15 protein-coding genes are annotated in these 16,760 nt (G+C 72.7%); 9 read left to right on the top strand and 6 right to left on the bottom strand.

Annotation, left to right across the window (positions count from 1 at the left end):
- Positions 1–84 precede the first annotated feature (84 nt).
- Positions 85–1,317, top strand: coding sequence for a D-alanyl-D-alanine carboxypeptidase (locus tag AB0E05_RS01815; protein ID WP_361957041.1), 1,233 nt, complete (start codon positions 85–87; stop codon positions 1,315–1,317).
- Here the strand turns inward: AB0E05_RS01815 and AB0E05_RS01810 are convergent.
- Genes AB0E05_RS01810 through AB0E05_RS01800 form a run of 3 tightly spaced genes read right to left on the bottom strand, consistent with a single transcriptional unit; the run spans position 1,213 to position 3,866 of the window.
- Positions 1,213–2,283 carry a YhjD/YihY/BrkB family envelope integrity protein gene (locus AB0E05_RS01810; protein ID WP_361957038.1) on the bottom strand — a complete coding sequence of 357 codons (1,071 nt, stop codon included), beginning with the start codon at positions 2,281–2,283 and terminating at the stop codon, positions 1,213–1,215. The genes AB0E05_RS01815 and AB0E05_RS01810 overlap by 105 nt on opposite strands.
- Before the next feature lie 48 nt (positions 2,284–2,331).
- A complete protein-coding gene (locus tag AB0E05_RS01805) occupies positions 2,332–3,237 on the bottom strand; it encodes a decaprenyl-phosphate phosphoribosyltransferase (RefSeq protein WP_361957262.1) in 906 nt (301 codons plus the stop codon).
- A 56-nt stretch (positions 3,238–3,293) separates the two neighbouring features.
- Positions 3,294–3,866 carry a phosphatase PAP2 family protein gene (locus AB0E05_RS01800; RefSeq protein ID WP_361957035.1) on the bottom strand — a complete coding sequence of 191 codons (573 nt, stop codon included), beginning with the start codon at positions 3,864–3,866 and terminating at the stop codon, positions 3,294–3,296.
- 202 nt (positions 3,867–4,068) lie between these two features.
- On the opposite strand from AB0E05_RS01800, the gene AB0E05_RS01795 reads away from it, so the two are divergent.
- A complete protein-coding gene (locus AB0E05_RS01795; RefSeq protein ID WP_361957032.1) occupies positions 4,069–5,454 on the top strand; it encodes an FAD-binding oxidoreductase in 1,386 nt (461 codons plus the stop codon).
- A gap of 26 nt (positions 5,455–5,480) precedes the next feature.
- On the top strand, positions 5,481–6,248 hold the full coding sequence (locus tag AB0E05_RS01790) for a decaprenylphospho-beta-D-erythro-pentofuranosid-2-ulose 2-reductase (protein ID WP_361957029.1): 768 nt from the start codon (positions 5,481–5,483) through the stop codon (positions 6,246–6,248).
- Positions 6,249–6,258: 10 nt separating this feature from the next.
- Here AB0E05_RS01790 and AB0E05_RS01785 read toward each other — a convergent pair whose 3' ends face one another.
- On the bottom strand, positions 6,259–6,879 hold the full coding sequence (locus AB0E05_RS01785) for a 2'-5' RNA ligase family protein (RefSeq protein WP_361957026.1): 621 nt from the start codon (positions 6,877–6,879) through the stop codon (positions 6,259–6,261).
- 329 nt (positions 6,880–7,208) lie between these two features.
- Positions 7,209–8,222 carry a tryptophan--tRNA ligase gene (gene trpS / locus AB0E05_RS01780; RefSeq protein ID WP_361957023.1) on the bottom strand — a complete coding sequence of 338 codons (1,014 nt, stop codon included), beginning with the start codon at positions 8,220–8,222 and terminating at the stop codon, positions 7,209–7,211.
- Here trpS and AB0E05_RS01775 point away from each other — a divergent pair.
- The 3 genes from AB0E05_RS01775 (at position 8,221) to AB0E05_RS01765 (ending at position 10,993) form a co-directional block, all read left to right on the top strand.
- The gene (locus AB0E05_RS01775; protein ID WP_361957021.1) at positions 8,221–8,934 is read left to right on the top strand and encodes an RNA polymerase sigma factor; all 714 of its coding nucleotides are present in this window, start codon (positions 8,221–8,223) and stop codon (positions 8,932–8,934) included. The two genes, trpS and AB0E05_RS01775, sit on opposite strands and share 2 nt — an antisense overlap.
- 5 nt (positions 8,935–8,939) lie before the next feature.
- Positions 8,940–9,890 carry a hypothetical protein gene (locus AB0E05_RS01770; RefSeq protein WP_361957018.1) on the top strand — a complete coding sequence of 317 codons (951 nt, stop codon included), beginning with the start codon at positions 8,940–8,942 and terminating at the stop codon, positions 9,888–9,890.
- Positions 9,891–10,288: 398 nt separating this feature from the next.
- Entirely contained in the window at positions 10,289–10,993 is a 705-nt protein-coding gene (locus AB0E05_RS01765) for a hypothetical protein (RefSeq protein WP_361957015.1), read from the top strand.
- A 295-nt stretch (positions 10,994–11,288) separates the two neighbouring features.
- Here AB0E05_RS01765 and glyA read toward each other — a convergent pair whose 3' ends face one another.
- Complete coding sequence (gene glyA / locus AB0E05_RS01760; RefSeq protein WP_361957012.1) at positions 11,289–12,557, bottom strand: serine hydroxymethyltransferase; 1,269 nt, start codon at positions 12,555–12,557, stop codon at positions 11,289–11,291.
- 518 nt (positions 12,558–13,075) lie between these two features.
- Between glyA and rocD the strand changes: the two genes are divergently transcribed.
- The 3 genes from rocD to AB0E05_RS01745 all read left to right on the top strand — a co-directional run bounded on the left by rocD (position 13,076) and on the right by AB0E05_RS01745 (position 16,704).
- The gene (gene rocD / locus AB0E05_RS01755; RefSeq protein ID WP_361957009.1) at positions 13,076–14,281 is read left to right on the top strand and encodes an ornithine--oxo-acid transaminase; all 1,206 of its coding nucleotides are present in this window, start codon (positions 13,076–13,078) and stop codon (positions 14,279–14,281) included.
- A gap of 515 nt (positions 14,282–14,796) precedes the next feature.
- Entirely contained in the window at positions 14,797–15,804 is a 1,008-nt protein-coding gene (locus tag AB0E05_RS01750; RefSeq protein WP_361957006.1) for a helix-turn-helix domain-containing protein, read from the top strand.
- Between the two features lie 54 nt (positions 15,805–15,858).
- A complete protein-coding gene (locus tag AB0E05_RS01745) occupies positions 15,859–16,704 on the top strand; it encodes an endonuclease/exonuclease/phosphatase family protein (RefSeq protein WP_361957003.1) in 846 nt (281 codons plus the stop codon).
- Positions 16,705–16,760 lie beyond the last annotated feature (56 nt).

Below are 16,760 nucleotides of genomic sequence, written 5' to 3'. Positions count from 1 at the left end.
TCGGGTGGGCTGTACCGGCGGCTTTCCGGGCGAGTCAGCTACCCGATAACCATATGGACCGGTGGGACGGGTACTTTCTCGTCCGTGCCCGCTCTGAAGAAGACCGTGCTGACGGTCGCCGCCGCCTCGCTGCTGCCCCTGCTCGCCGTGGCCCCCGCGTCCGCGACCGCCCACGACGGCAAGCCGGCGGGGGCTCCCCAGGACCGATCGGCGGCGGTGTCCAAGCAGCCGCTCCCCCCGGCGGCGATGTCGACCGTCGGCGGCAAGCTGCTGGGCCGGCCGGGCACCCAGGTCCAGCCGGGCGCGGGCGCGCCCGCGCTGCCGACGGCGCTCAGCGCGCGGTCGTGGATCGTGGCGGACGCGGAGAGCGGTTCCGTGCTGGCCTCGCACAACGCGCACTGGCGACTGCCGCCGGCCTCCACCCTGAAGATGCTCTTCGCGGACACCCTGCTGCCCAAGCTCCCCAAGACGGACATCCACACCGTCACGTACGAGGACCTGGAGGGCGTCGGCCCGGGCAGCAGCTCCGTCGGCGTCAAGGAAGGCTTGAACTACTCGGTGCACGACCTGTGGCTCGGCGTCTTCCTGCGCTCGGGCAACGACGCGGTGCACGTGCTGTCGGCGATGAACGGCGGCATCGACAAGACCGTCCAGGAGATGCAGGCGCACGCCGAGGAGCTCCAGGCCCTGGACACCCAGGTGGTCTCGCCGGACGGCTACGACGCCAGCGGCCAGGTCTCGTCGGCGTACGACCTCACGCTGATCGCCCGCAACGGGCTCCAGAAGAAGGACTTCCGGGAGTACGCGGCAACGGTGGACGCGGAGTTCCCGGGGAAGCTCTCCGGCGACAAGCGGGAGTCGTTCGAGATCGCGAACACCAACCGGCTGCTGACCGGGGAGAGCGGGGTGACGCCGTACCCGGGCGTCGCGGGCGTGAAGAATGGTTACACCTCGCAGGCCGGCTACACCTTCACCGGGGTCGCCGAGCGAGGCGGCAAGGTCCTCCTCGTCACCGTGATGAACCCGGACTCCACCGAGAGCCAGGCCGTCTACCGGGAGACGGCACGGCTGTTCGACTGGGGCTTCGCGGCGGCCGGGAAGGTCACCCCGGTCGGCGAGCTGGTGCCGCCGCGATCGACGACCCCGGTCGGCGCCGGCCCCGACAAGCACTCCGCGCAGACGAAGCGGGCCAAGGCGGCGGCGGACGAGGAGTCATCGGGCGTCGGGACGGCGCTCGCGATCGCCGGCGGCGTCCTGGTGGTCCTCGCGGGTGCGGTGTTCGTCGTCAACCGGCGCTGGCCGAGGCGGAGCACCTGACGTCGTGGGGTCGGGGCGCCCCGCGGCGTCCGACTCCACCTCACCCCTTCCTGCCTCTCCCGTCTCTCCCGTACCGTCCGGCGACGCGTCCTCGTCATCGCCGGACGGCTCCTCCTCCGGCTCCTTCGTCGCCGTCCAGGCCGCGCAGAACAGCAGCAGCTTCGCCGTGAAGTTCATCCACAGCAGCAGGGCGACGGGCACGCCGAAGGCGCCGTACACGCTGCGCCCCGCGACCTCCCGGATGTAGCCGCCGATCAGCAGCTTCAGGAGTTCGAAGCCGACCGCGCCGATCAGCCCGGCCACCACCAGGCGGCGGCGCGGCGGATGCACCCCCGGCAGCAGGGTCAGCAGGTAGAGCAGCATCAGGAAGTTCGCGACGACGGCGATCGCGATCGCCGCGACCCGCAGCAGCACGGCGCCCGCCCCGCTCCGTTCGATGCCGAACAGCTCCGCGGTCCACCCGACCGCGCTGGACCCCAGCGTGGACGCGGCGAGCGAGGCGAGCGCGGTGCCGCCGAGGCCGAGGAGGACGACGGCGTCCTCCGCCTTCTTCACGAACGGATTGCCCCGGTCCTCGTCGTCGATCCGCCACACCGCGCGCAGGCAGTCCCTCATGGCACCGATCCAGCCGATGCCGGTGAACAGCAGCAGGGCACCGGCGACCAGGCCGACCGTGCCGGCGTTGGCGACCAGGCCGGCGATGTCGAGCTGGTCGGAGATCCCGGGCACCTGCTCGCTGATCCGGTCCTCCAGCCGGGTGAGCTGGTCCTGGCTCAGCAGCGCGGCGCCGATCGCGATGGCCACCGTGATCAGCGGGAACATCGCGAGGAAGCTGATGAACGTGATCGCCGCGGCGAGTCGGGTCCAGTGCACCCGCTCCAGGGTCTCGTACGAGTGCCAGGCGTGGGTGCGCATCGTCCGGGCCACCCACGGCCCGACGACGGGCAGCTTGCTCAACCAGTCCATACGGGTGCGCGTACCCCCATTTCCCTCGTGGGCGATCTCTTTCCGGAGTCACAAATCGGCCACTGCCAGCGCGTACATCGCGGCCCAGACCAACCCGATCACGGCGAGGGCGCGATCGCGCAGGACGACGTCCTCGGGGGCTCCGGCGGCACCCCGGTCGGCGAAGACCGCGTACCGCAGCACGGCGAGGATGAACGCGATCACCGAGAGCTGGCGCCACGGCAGCAGCGCGGAGTCCGCGACCCCGCCGCTCTCCAGGGCCCACAGGCAGTAGCCGAGGACGGCGACGCCGGCGGCGAGTTGCCACACGAAGCGCAGATAGCCGGTCGTGTACTCGTTCAGCAGCGCACGGGTGGCCCCGCGGCCGGCCTCGGCGCCGGCCATCTGCACGGCCTCCGAGTAGCGCTTGGCCGCGACCATGAAGAGCGCGCCGAAGCCGGTGGTGATCAGGAACCACCGCGACAACGGGATGCCGAGGGCGACCCCGCCGATCATGGCGCGCATCAGGAAACCGGTGGTCACCACGGCCATGTCGACGACGAGGACGTGCTTCAACCAGATGCAGTACGCGAGTTGCACGGAGAGGTACGCGGTGAGCAGCGCGCTCGTCATCGCGTTGCAGAGCACGGCGGCGCCGATCACGGCGGTGGCGGCGAGGGCCGTGCCGGTGGCGTACGCGAGGGGCACGGGCACGTCCCCGGCCGCGACGGGCCGGCGGCACTTGACCGGGTGGGCCCGGTCCGCGTCGGCGTCGCGGGCGTCGTTGATCAGGTAGACGGCGCTGGCGGCGGTGGTGAAGAGGGCGAAGACGACGACGAGGCGCAGGACGGTGGAGACGGAGTCGAGTTCGCCGGCGGCGGCGGGGGCGGCGACGACGAGGGTGTTCTTGACCCATTGGCGGGGGCGGGCGGTGCGGAGGAGGGCGAGGGGGAGGTGCCGGGCGCCGCTCGACAGGGGGTGCGCTGCGCGCGGCGTCGGCGGGGTGAGGAGGGTGGTCCGCTGCGGGTCGGTCACCGGAGCCTCCTCGTGGTGGCCGCGGCTCCTCGCCGCGGGTCGACCGCGGGCCGTGCACGGCTGGCCGCGCCCCCGAACCGTTCCGTCAGGCGGGCCGTCACCGCGCCCAGGAGCGCGCCCGCCGCCACGTCCGTGGGGTAGTGGACCCCGACGACGAGGCGGGAGACGCAGATCGCGGCGGCCAGGGCCGGGACGGGGGCCCCGGGGAGCAGGGGGGCGAAGGCGATCGTCGCCGCTGCCGCCGAGGTGGCGTGGGAGCTCGGGAAGGAGTGGGCGCCCGCGGTGTGGACCAAGGGGGCCGCGGCCGACGGGCGGGGGCGGCGGACCACCCGTTTGACCGCCATGCTCGCCAGGTGCGCGCCCGCGACGACCGCCGTCGCGCGGAGCCAGTCCGGGCGCCGCGCGGGGTCCGTCGCCGCGCCGGTCAGGCCCGTCGCGAGCCAGAGCGCCGCGTGCTCCCCGGCGAGGGAGAGCGCGCGGGCCGCCGCGCCCACCGCGGGCTGCTCCCCGCAGTCGCGCAGCGCGGCCAGGAGCGCGCGGTCCGGCCCGACCCGACCCGTCCGTGTCATCCGCCGCGCCTTCGTCATCCGCCGTCCCTTCACCGGTTCATGAGCCACCGGGGCTCTGGTGGGTCGTGTCGTCACAGTCCCGTCTGCCTGCCGTGGGCGGACGTTCACGTCAGTCTCAAATGACACTCCGTTAATCACCCATTCCGGCGAGTCCGTGAGGTACTGCAAAAATGTGGGCATAAGCGGCGATACGGTCACGAGTATGGCTGCCGACACCCGTACCACCCCCACCACCGACGTCGACGACCCTTTCGTGTCCGTCACCGGATGGGGCCGTACCGCCCCCACCACGGGGTACCTGTGGCGCCCTCGCACCCCCGAACAGGCCGCCGCCGCGGTGCGGGCGTGGGGTGCGCGCGGGGGGATCGCGCGCGGGCTCGGTCGGGCGTACGGGGACGCCGCGCAGAACGCCGGCGGCTGCGTCCTCGACATGACCGGGCTCGACCGGATCCACTCCGTCGACGCCACGGCGGGCACGGTGGTCTGCGACGCCGGCGTCAGCCTGCACCGGCTGATGGAAGTCCTGCTGCCGCTCGGCTGGTTCGTCCCGGTGACCCCCGGCACCCGGCACGTCACCGTCGGGGGCGCGGTCGGCGCCGACATCCACGGCAAGAACCACCACGTCAGCGGGTCGTTCACCCGGCACGTCAGCGCGCTCGACCTGCTCACCGCCGACGGCACGGTCCAGACGGTGGGCCCCGGCCACGAGTTGTTCGACGCGACGGCCGGCGGCATGGGCCTGACGGGCGTGGTGCTGGCCGCGGCGCTGCGGCTGCAACGGGTGGAGACCGCGTACATGCTCGTCGACACCGAACGCGCCGTCGACCTCGACGACGCGATGGCCAAGCTCAGCGCCACGGACCACCGCTACGGCTACTCCGTCGCCTGGATCGACCTGCTCGCGCGCGGGCGCGCCACCGGCCGTTCGGTGCTCACCCGCGGCGACCACGCCCCGCTCGCCGCGCTGCCCCCGCGACTGGCCCGGGCGCCGCTCGCGTTCCGCCCCGGACGGCTGCCGGCCGCCCCCGACGCCGTCCCGCGCGGGCTGCTGAACCGGACGACCGTCGGCCTGTTCAACGAGTTCTGGTACCGCAAGGCGCCCCGCTCGCGCACCGGCCAGGTGCAGCGGCTGACGTCGTTCTTCCACCCGCTGGACGGGGTCCCGCACTGGAACCGGATCTACGGCCGCGACGGCTTCGTGCAGTACCAGTTCGTCGTCGCGCACGGCCAGGAGGAGACGCTGCGCCGGGTCGTGCGGCGCATCGCGCGCCGCGGCTGCCCCACCTTCCTCGCCGTGCTCAAGCGTTTCGGCCCCGGCGACGCCGGCTGGCTGTCCTTCCCGATGCCCGGCTGGACGCTGGCGCTGGACGTCCCGGCCGGGCTGTCCGGACTCGGGGCCCTGCTGGACGAGTTGGACGAGGAGGTCGCGGGCGCCGGCGGCCGGGTGTACCTCGCCAAGGACTCCCGGCTGCGGCCCGAGCTGCTGACGCAGATGTATCCGCGGCTGCCCGAGTTCCGAGCGCTGCGGGCCCGCGTGGACCCGCGCGGGGTCTTCACCTCCGACCTCTCCCGTCGTCTCGGTCTGTGACCCTCCCCCCTTGAGGAGCGCCGTTCATGAAGGACGCCTTCGGCATCCCGCAGTCCCTGCTCGTCCTCGGCGGCACGTCGGAGATCGGACTCGCCGTCGCCCGCCGGCTGATCGCCCGCCGCACCCGCACCGTCTGGCTCGCCGGCCGCCCCTCCCCCGACCTGGACGCCGCCGCCGAAGAGCTGCGCGCGCTCGGTGGTGGTGGTGGTGTTGACGTACACGTCGTCGCCTTCGACGCGCTGGACCCGGCCGGGCACGAGGCGGCGCTGGGCAAGGTGTTCGCGGAGGGCGACGTCGACCTGGTGCTGCTCGCCTTCGGCGTCCTCGGCGACCAGGCGAACGACGAGGGCGACCCCGCAGCGGCCGTACGGGTCGCGCAGACCAACTACACCGGGGCCGTGTCGGCCGGCCTGGTGTGCGCCGGCGCCCTCCAGCACCAGGGGCACGGCTCCCTCGTGGTGCTCTCCTCCGTCGCGGGCGAGCGGGCCCGCCGCACCAACTTCATCTACGGGTCGAGCAAGGCCGGCCTCGACGCCTTCGCCCAGGGCCTCGGCGACGCGCTGCACGGCACGGGCGTGCAGGTGATGGTCGTACGCCCCGGCTTCGTCCGCACCAAGATGACGGCCGGACTGCCGGAGGCGCCGCTGGCCACCACCCCCGAGGCCGTCGCCCTCGCGGTGGAGCAGGGGCTGCGGCGCCGGGCGGAGACGGTGTGGGTGCCGGGGGCCCTGCGGCACGTGATGTCGGTGTTGCGGCACGTGCCGCGCCCGCTGTTCCGCCGGCTGCCGCTGTGAGCCGCGGCGGCTACGGGGTGGAGGACGCGGGTTCGGCGGGCTCGACGGGCTCGGCCGGCTCGACGGGCTCATCGACGGGCGAGCCCTGGGCCGGTACGGAGCCGACGGCGCCCCCGAAGGCGTACTCCCGCAGCTCGCGCCAGACCCCGTCCTCCCCCTGCTCGTAGAGCGAGAACGAACCGCAGCTCCAGGACGCGGCGAAGTCCGCCAGCTCCTCGTACGCCCTGTCCATCGCCTCGTCGGAGATCGCGTGGGCGACCGTGACGTGCGGGTGGTACGAGAACTGGAGCTCGCGCACCAGCGGCCCCGACGCGTCCCGCACCCGCTTCTGGAGCCAGGAGCAGGCCGCGGCGCCCTCGACGACCTGAACGAAGACGACGGGCGAAAGGGGGCGGAACGTTCCGGTGCCGGCGAGGCGCATCGGGAACGCCCGCCCGGCCGCCGCGACCACCGCCAGGTGCGCCTCGATGGCGGGCAGCAGCGCCCGGTCCACCTCGGTGGGCGGCAGCAGCGTGACATGGGTGGGAATGCAGTGCGCGACGGGGTCTCCGAAGCCCGCACGCCGCTCCTGGAGCAGGCTGCCGTACGGCTCCGGGACCGCGATCGAAACGCCGAGCGTTACGGTCCCCACGTCGTTCTCCCGTCATCGCGTCGTGTGTGGCTGTCCAGCCGCCAGTGTGGCTGCTGCGCCGTGGATGTGACCAGAGACGCAGGACACACCCTTGATGGGCCGGATGGCCCCTGTTGTTTGCCCCGCCCCTGCTCAGGCCGGGGGCGGGCACCGGCACTCGGGTGGTGCGGCGCCCGCCGCGGTCTGACTCCGTTCGGGCAGGGTGTTCGAGCCCGGTGTTCGGGCCGCTGGGCACCTCGCGGTGCCCGTCAGCGCTGTCGGTACTGCACGTGCTCTCGGTACCGCCAGTGCCGCCAGCACTGTCAGTGCCGCCAGTGCCGTCAGTGCCGTCAGTGCTTCGCGGGCAGGAAGCCCATCCGGTCGTACGCCGCGGCCAGCGTCTCGGCGGCCACCGCGCGCGCCTTCTCCGCACCCTTGGCGAGGATCGAGTCCAGCGTCTCCGGGTCGTCCAGGTACGCCTGCGTGCGGTCCCGGAACGGCGTGACGAAGTCCACCACGACCTCGGCGAGGTCCGTCTTCAGCGCACCGTACATCCGGCCCTCGTACTCCCGCTCCAGGTCGGCGACCGACGTGCCCGTGAGGGTGGCGTAGATCGTCAGCAGATTGCTGACGCCGGCCTTCTCGACGGGGTCGAAGCGAATGACGGTGTCCGTGTCCGTGACCGCGCTCTTGATCTTCTTCGCGGTGACCTTCGGCTCGTCGAGGAGGTTGACGAGCCCCTTCGGCGTGGACGCGGACTTGCTCATCTTGGCCGTCGGGTCCTGGAGGTCGTAGATCTTGGCGACCTCCTTGACGATGTGGGCCGCGGGGAGGGTGAACGTGTCGCCGTAACGGCTGTTGAAGCGCTCGGCGAGGTCCCGGGTCAGCTCGATGTGCTGGCGCTGGTCCTCGCCGACGGGGACGGAGTCCGCCTGGTAGAGGAGGATGTCCGCGACCTGGAGGATCGGGTACGTGAACAGCCCGACGGTGGTCCGGTCGGCGCCCTGCTTGGCGGACTTGTCCTTGAACTGCGTCATCCGCGACGCCTCGCCGAAGCCGGTGAGGCAGTTCATCACCCAGCCGAGCTGCGCGTGCTCCGGGACGTGGCTCTGCACGAAGAGCGTGCAGCGCTCGGGGTCGAGCCCGGCGGCGAGCAGCTGCGCGGCGGCGAGGCGGGTGTTGGCCCGCAGCTCAGCCGGGTCCTGCGGGACCGTGATCGCGTGCAGGTCGACGACCATGTAGAAGGCGTCGTGGGTCTCTTGCAGCGCCACGTACTGGCGGATCGCTCCGAGGTAGTTCCCGAGGTGGAACGAGCCTGCGGTGGGCTGGATCCCGGAGAGGGCGCGGGGTCGGACGGAAGCCATGTCTTTCATTCTCTCAGGTGTGGAACCGATCTCCGGCCGCCGGTGTATGAAAGGTGTGACCGTAACGGAGGGGGGACGGGCCGCCGTCGATACCGACGACCGGTCCGCGTCCGGAGTCCGGGGGCCCGCGAGCGGGGGCGGGGGCGCGCCCGGAGTGGACGCGGCCTCGGTGATCGCCCGCGTGCGCGCCGGAGAGCCGGAGGCGTATGCGGAGCTGGTCCGCGCTCATACGCAGGTCGCGCTGCGCGCGGCGGTCGCCTTCGGCGCGGGGGCCGATGCGGAGGACGTGGTGCAGAGCGCGTTCCTCAAGGCGTATCAGTCGTTGGACGGCTTCCGGGCCGGCGCGGAGTTCCGTCCGTGGCTGCTGCGGATCGTGGTCAACGAGACGAGGAACGCTCTGCGCTCGGCCGACCGCCGGCGGGCGCTGGCCGGCCGGGAGGCCCAGCTGGACCCCCGTCCGGCGATACCGGAGTCGGCGGACCCTGCGGTGGCCGCGGAGTCGGAGGAGCGGCGGGCCGAGTTGGCGGCGGCGCTCGGCAAGCTCAGCGAGGAGCATCGGCAGGTCGTGACGTACCGGTATCTGCTGGAGATGGACGAGGCCGAGACGGCGCAGGCGCTGGGCTGGCCGCGGGGGACGGTGAAGTCCCGGCTGAGCCGGGCGCTGGCGAAGCTGGGCCGGTTGATAGGAGCGGCGGAACGGGGCGGGAGGTGAGCGGGGTGCCGGAGCAGGAGCCGGGACGCGGTCCCCACGGGGTGCCCGGGAGCCGTTCCGGGGACGCGCCCGGGGGCGGCTCCCCGGGTCGGCCGGCCGGCGGGCCCGGGGAGGGTTCCCTCGGAGAGCCGAGCGCGCTGGAGCTGCGGCTGGAGGCCGAGCTGCGGGCGCTGGGCCGGGCCATCCCGCTCCCCGACGTGGACGGGGAGACGATGGCGGAGCGGGTGCTGTCGAGCCTCCTCGCCGAGCAGGTGCCCGACCGCGTCCCCGACCCCGTTCCGCCCGGCCGGACCGAGAGGCTGCGCGGATGGCTGCGCCGGCACCGGCGCTCACTGGCGGTCACGTTGTCCGGGGCCCTGGTCGCGCTGGCGCTGACGCCCCCGGTGCGGGCCTCGGTCGTGGAGTGGGCGGACCACTTCGACTTCGGCGGGATCGAGGTGCGGCACGACCCGGTGACCCGGCCGCCGGACGCCGGCCGGACCGCGGGGGCCCCCGGGTGCGGAAAGCCGCTGACGCGTGCCGAAGCCGAGCGGAAGGCCGGGTTCGAGTCGCTGGTGCCGGGAGAGCTGGGCGAGCCTGACGCGTTCTCGGTGACCGCGGGCCGCGACGGCCGCTCGATGCTGACGCTCTGCTGGAGCGCGGACGACGGCCGGGTGACCCGACTCGACCAGTTCCCGGCCCGGCTCGACCCGGGCTTCACCAAGACGAGCGCGGAACAACCACAGCGGGTGCAGGTGGCCGACGGCACCGGTGACGGCGGCACCGGCCTCTGGTTCGCCCGACCGCATCTGCTGCGCTTCGTCCTCCTCGACGACGAGAGCGCCCGCTGGGAGGAACAGCGACGGACGGCGGGCCCGACACTGCTCTGGATGTCCCCCGACGAACGGACGACGCTGCGCTTGGAGGGCGTGGACGCGCTGACGCGGGCGGTGGGGATCGCGGAGTCACTGCGCTAGGGCGTGTCTTACGGATCAGGCTGGATCAGGGAGCGGGGTCTGGTGCCGTGGATCTCAAGGCGGAGGAGGGAGTCAATGCGGAGTATTGGCGACCGACGACAACGCGGAGTGGGGGTACCTCCCGGGCCGAAGGCCCAGGGGGAATGGTGCCAGGGCACGCGAGCCCAGCAAGATCCGTAAGACACGCCCCTAGGGCGTGTGGCGGCCTTCGTGTCCTTCCCCGACGGCGCGTTGGACCGGCCCTACCTGCGCCTTGGGCCCCTTCTGACCTCGCGCCGACGAGCGGTGGAAACTTCCGGGATTTCCTTGCGGAGGGTGGAACGCGTCGGCGGTGGGCGGTGTATCAGAGTCGACAGCCAGAGCGGAGAGCCGCTCCGGCGCAGTGTCTGGGGGAATCCATGGGACGACTGCGATGGGCGCGGCAGATCGCCGCGCTGCTGGCCGTGCTGGCGCTGGGGCTGATGTTCGCCCCGGTGGCGGCGGCGGGCGGCCCGACCAGCGTCATGATCATCGAGTATCCGCAGGGCAAGGCCACGGCCCTGCGGGTGGAAAGCAAGGCGTACCAGGATCTTCACCGGCTGATGCAGGCGGGGCCGCCGCTCCAGGGCAGCGCGAAGCCCCCGGCCTGGCTGAATCCGGACCAGCCACCGCCGCATTCGGTCCGGATGACCTGGTTCCTGCACGATGTGCGGGCCTGGCAGACGGACCTGGTCTACTTCGGCGAGGCCCCCGAGGACGTGTGGATCCACAGTCAGGCTGACCATCCCGATGCCACGACCGCGTCGGGGTCGCCGCAGTCCGCCGACAGTTGGCTCGCCTCTGAGGGCGTCTGGCGGCAGCCGACCGACGGCCCGGAGCTGCGGAAGCTGCTGGGCACGCTGGGGCTGAGCTTCGGCGGCGGTTCGGCCTCGGCAGCAGGAGCGACGCCGGACGTGTCAGCGACATCAGCGACCCCCGCGCTCTCCCCCGTCACCTCCGCCACCGCGTCCTCGCCGGGCCCCGGGGAGAACTGGTGGTGGTCACTACCGGGCCTGGTGGTGGGTGCGGCGATAGCCCTGCTGGTGCGGTCCGGAGGGCGCCGTTTCCGGAGTTCCACCTCCTGAGCCCCACGGGCCCGGTGAGGTGGCGACCCCAGCGCCGCTCAAGGTCGCACCAGCGCCACAGCTGCTTGTACGAGCAGGCGACGGTGAGCAACCCGGGGCGCCGGGGTCCCCACCTCCCTCCGGACATCAGGGGAGGTGCCCCGCCCGCACACGGCAGAGGTGGGCGGGGGCTGGCCCCTGCTGGTCAGAGGGGAAGGACCACGTGAACAGCCGCAGACGGGTCATGGACGGACCGCGGACGGCGACGCTCCCGCGAGGGGACGACGCTCGCCGCGGCAAGGGGTCAGGGGGCGGGTCAGGCCGGGAGGCCGGGGGCCGGGTGGGTGGACATGAGCGCCGCGACCTCATCGCGGATGCGCGACAGCGACGCCTCGTCGCCCGAGCGCCCCGCGGCCACCCCCTGGTCGATCCACTCCGCCACCTGCCCCATGTGCTCCACGCCCAGGCCGCGCGAGGTCAGGGACGGCGTTCCGATGCGCACGCCGGACGGGTCGAAGGGCTTGCGCGGGTCGTACGGGACGGTGTTGTAGTTCACCACGATGCCCGCCCGGTCCAGGGCCTTCGCCGCGATCTTGCCGGGGACGTCCTTGCTGGTCAGGTCGATCAGGATCAGGTGGTTGTCGGTGCCGCCCGACACCAGGTCGAAACCGCGCTCCAGCAGCGCGTCGGCCAGGGCGCGGGCGTTCGCGACGACCGCGTGGGCGTAGTCGCGGAAGGCGGGCTGCGCCGCCTCGTGGAGCGCGACCGCGATGCCGGCCGTGGTCTGGTTGTGCGGCCCGCCCTGCAATCCGGGGAAGACCGCCTTGTCGATCGGCTTCGCGTACTCCTCTCGGGACATCAGCATCGCGCCGCGCGGGCCGCGCAGGGTCTTGTGCGTGGTCGTGGAGATCACGTCGGCGTGCGGCACCGGCGAGGGGTGCGCGCCGCCCGCGATCAGACCCGCGATGTGGGCGACGTCCGCGACGAGCACCGCGCCCGCCTCCCGCGCGATCTCCGCGAACGCGGCGAAGTCGATGGTCCGCGGCAGGGCGGTGCCGCCGCAGAAGATGAGCTTCGGCCGCTCCTTGAGCGCGAGGTCGCGCACCTCGTCGAAGTCGATGAGGCCGGTGTCGTGGCGCACTCCGTACTGGACGCCGCGGAACCACTTGCCGGTGGCCGAGACGCCCCAGCCGTGGGTGAGGTGCCCGCCCATCGGCAGGGCCATGCCCATGACGGTGTCGCCGGGCTCGGCGAAGGCGAGGTACACCGCGAGGTTCGCCGGGGAGCCGGAGTACGGCTGGACGTTCGCGTGCTCCACGCCGAAGAGGGCCTTGGCGCGGGCCACCGCCAGCCGTTCGACCTGGTCGATGACCTGCTGGCCCTCGTAGTAGCGACGGCCGGCGTAGCCCTCGCTGTACTTGTTCTGCAAGACCGTGCCGGACGCCTCCAGCACGGCCCGGGACACGTAGTTCTCGCTGGGGATCATCCGCAGCGTGCTGGCCTGGAGCAGTTCCTCCTCGCCGACGAGTGCGGCGAGTTCCGGGTCCACGGCGTTCAATGCGGGGTGGGGCAGGGGGAGAGTCATGGCGTCCTCCGGGCTCACGAGTGGTCCGGGGTACCCAGGCGGGCGGCACCTCGTGGCTCCTGCGCGCCCGGCTCCCTCGGGGTGACCTCCCCGTACGCCAGTCGCCGCGCGCATCTTCACCTTAGGTCATGTCGTGTGGATCTTGCCGGGCTCGCGTGCCCTGGCACCGCTCCCCCTGGGCCTTCGGCCCGGGAGGTACCCCCACGCCGCGTTCTCGTCGGTCACCGACGGCCCCCTGTGCCCTGCGGGCACGGTGGTACCCCCACCGCGTCGACTCTCCCCCTGGGCCTGGCGGCCCGGGTGGGGGCGCCCCCACGCGTAGCCGTGGGGAGCCCCCCCCATCCTCCGCCTTGCGATCCACGACACCAGACCCCTCCCCCTCACCCAGCAAGATCCACACGACATGACCTAATACGCGCGTCGGGTACGAAGGTTTCTTCGTCCACCATGCGAGCGACGATAGAAACAGGGGCGGCGATCCCGTCCCGGACGTCAGGCACCAGCGAAACGGAGATCCCGTGACTGCATCGGAGAGCGCCATCGCCGCCGCCGAGGCGCACAGCGCGCACAACTACCACCCGCTGCCGATCGTCGTCGCCACCGCCGAGGGCGCGTGGATGACCGACGTCGAGGGGCGCCGCTACCTCGACATGCTCGCCGGCTACTCGGCGCTCAACTTCGGCCACGGCAACCGCCGCCTCCTGGACGCGGCGCAGGCGCAGCTGGAGCGGGTCACGCTCACCTCGCGCGCCTTCCACCACGACCGGTTCGCGGACTTCTGCACCCGGCTCGCCGAGCTGTGCGGCATGGAGATGGTGCTGCCGATGAACACGGGCGCGGAGGCGGTGGAGACCGCCGTGAAGACCGCGCGCAAATGGGGCTACCGGGTGAAGGGCGTCCCGGACAACATGGCGAAGATCGTCGTCGCGGCGAACAACTTCCACGGCCGCACCACCACCGTGATCAGCTTCTCCACGGATCCGGAGGCGCGCGCGGACTTCGGCCCGTACACCCCCGGGTTCGAGATCGTGCCGTATGGCGACCTGACCGCGATGGAGGCGGCGCTCACGGAGAACACGGTCGCGGTGCTGCTGGAGCCGATCCAGGGCGAGGCGGGTGTGCTGGTGCCGCCGCCGGGGTACCTCCCGGGCGTGCGGCGGCTCACCCGCGAGCGGAACGTGCTCTTCGTCGCGGACGAGATCCAGTCGGGCCTCGGGCGTACGGGCAAGACGTTCGCGTGCGAGCACGAGGGCGTGGTGCCCGATGTGTACGTGCTGGGCAAGGCGCTCGGCGGCGGCGTGGTGCCGGTGTCCGCGGTGGTGTCGTCGAGCGAGGTCCTCGGGGTGTACCGGCCCGGCGAGCACGGGTCGACCTTCGGCGGCAATCCGCTGGCGTGCGCGGTGGCCCTGGAGGTGATCGCGATGCTGCGCACCGGCGAGTACCAGCAGCGCGCCACGGAGCTGGGCGAGCACCTCCACCGCGAGCTGGGCCTCTTGGCCGGCGGCGGCGCGGTGGAGGCGGTGCGCGGGCGCGGGCTGTGGGCGGGCGTCGACATCTCGCCCGCGCACGGCACCGGCCGCGCGATTTCCGAGAAGCTGATGGCCCGGGGCGTCCTGGTCAAGGACACCCACGGCTCGACGATCCGCATCGCCCCGCCGCTGGTGATCAGCAAGGAGGACCTGGACTGGGGCCTGGACCAACTGCGCGCGGTCCTGACGTCCTAGGGCCTGTCTTACGTCCGCTGGACTTCTATCTCCCCGTACGGCTTCCTCGGCCCCAGCCGGGGTCGGGGAAGCACGGCGGTCCCGGGGTCGGGTGCGGTCCCGGGGTCGGGTGCGGTCCCGGGACGGGTCCGGTCGTCACCTCGCCCGCGCCGAATCCCGTGCCGTGCCCCGTACCGAATCCCGTACCGAATCCCGTGTCGACTGCGGTTCCCACGGGCGATCCGGCTCAGGCTCCTGCGTTTCGAATGCGTCCATCGTTCGTTCCCCCTTCGTACCGACGCGTGTTCGATGGTCCAAACCTATGGCCGTCCCGCCGGGTCGACTTGTCGCGGTACGCACGATTGCCCGTCACTTCGTGCAGTCCAGCCCGGCAGGCCGCATCCGGTGATTCCTCGAACATCCGCCCCGCCCGGTTTACGATCAACGGGCTCGATGCAGTCTCGACACGGGTCGGGACCCGGGTCACGACCCGGGCCCCAAGGGCTCAAGGGTTCGAAGCGCAGGGGGCGTTCCGGATGTGGTCGCGGATCTCCACGGACAGCATGCCCGTCGCCGACCGGGGCGACAGGTGGCACGACGTCATCGCCAGCACCGTCGCCCCCACCCGCCTCGCGATCGAGGACGCCGCGACCTTCCGGGCCCGGGCCGACACCCTGCACTTGGGCGGGTTGACGGCCTCCTGGTTCTCCCACACCACGCTCCGGTCGTGGCGCACACCCACACTGATCCGGCGCAGCGACCCCGGCTACTACTGCCTCGCGCTGATGCAGAAGGGCTCGATGTGGGTGACCCAGCGGCGCAACGAAGCTGAGTTCGGGGCCGGTGAGGCGGTCCTCTTCGACTCGTCCCACCCGCTGGTCGCCGGCACGGGGCCTCGGCACCGCGGCGCCGAGGTGCTCATTCTGAACATCCCGCGGCAGACCCTGGTGCTGCCGCAGGACGGGTTGGACGGGCTGATCGCCACCCCGCTGGACGCCCGCCGGGGCATGGGCGCGGTCCTGACCCGCTTCGTCTCCACCCTCGCCGAGGAGGCCGACGCCTGCACCGGCCCGGAGTTGCAGCGCCTGGGCGGGATGGCGGTCGAGTTGGCCACCGCGTACCTGGCCCAGCACCTCGACGCCGTCGACGCGCTGCCGGCCCGCACCCGGGCGGAGGTGCTGCGGGAGCGCATCGACGCGTTCATCGACGGCAGCCTCGGGGACGTGGACCTCTCGCCCCGGACGGTCGCCGCGCACCACGGGATCTCCCTGCGTTCGCTGTACGCGCTGTTCGAGCCGCGCGGAGAGGGCGTGGCGGCCTCGATCCGGCGCCGCCGGCTGGAGCGGTGCCGCGCCGACCTGGCGCGCCCGGCGCTGCGGCACCAGCCGATCCACGCCATCGCTGCACACCGCGGCTTCAGCAACGCGGAGGTCTTCAGCCGGGCCTTCAGGACCGCGTACGGGATCGCGCCGCGCGCCTTCCGGCAGCAGGCGCAGCGGGCCGCGGTGGCGGGGCTGCTCCCGACGTACGACGCCCCGCCGTGACCTCGACCCCATAACCTCGTGTCGTGCTGTCGTTGTCGTGGTGAGGAGGAGCGGGTGTTCGGAAGGGGCACGTGGTTGCTCGCGGGGGCCGCGGTCGTGACCTGCATCGTTCTCATCGGCCCCGGTGAGCCGGTCGGTGCCCGCTCCACTGCGCCGCTGCCCGCCGAAGACGTGCGGGACGTCGTGCCGAACCGGGTCGTGACCTGGAACATCTGCAATCCGTGCGACGAGGGCAACATCGGCCGGGCCGCGGACATCGCCGCGCTCGCGCCCCAGGTCATCGGCATGCAGGAGGCGTGCGTCCGGGACGTGGAGCGGGTCCGGGAGTACCTGAAGCGCCGGCACGGGCTGGAGTACCACGTCGAGTACGGGTCGGTGCTGCGCAACCGGGGCCGCTGCGGCGGCACGCCGTGGAACCAGGGCGCCTTCGGCCAGGCGATCCTCTCGGCGGCGCCGATGACGGACCGCGTGAGCGTGGAGTACCCCGACGGCGGCTCCGAGGACCGCGGGTACATGGCGGTCACCACCGCGGTGGACGGTCAGCCCGTACGGGTCTTCAACACGCACCTCGCCCAGCGGCGCCAGGAGTCGGTCCGGGCGGGCCAGGTCCGCGTGCTGGCGGCGGAGGTCGCCCGGCACGACCGCGCGATCGTGCTCGGCGACTTCAACGCCGTGCCGGGGTCCGCCGAACTCAAGGGCATGTGGAAGGTGGCGGCGGACGCGGACCCGGGGTGCCGCCCTTCGTCCAGCGGCAACTGCACGCCGACCACCGACTGGCGGCTCAAGTTCGACTACGTCTTCCTGCGCGGTGCCTCCCCCGCGAAGCAGGGCGTGCAGCTCACCCCGAACTCGGACCACGACCTGGTGCACGCCGACGTGTCCCTGAAGGCCGCTCCGTAGCCCTCCCCCGTGCCGTCCGGCATGGAAGAACCCGGCGGCGCAGGGTCAGGGACTGC

This window comes from Streptomyces sp. NPDC048057, from assembly GCF_040653095.1.
Lineage (GTDB): Bacteria > Actinomycetota > Actinomycetes > Streptomycetales > Streptomycetaceae > Streptomyces.
Note: the sequence above shows the minus strand (reverse complement) of the source record. Positions and strands in the feature narration are given on the sequence as shown.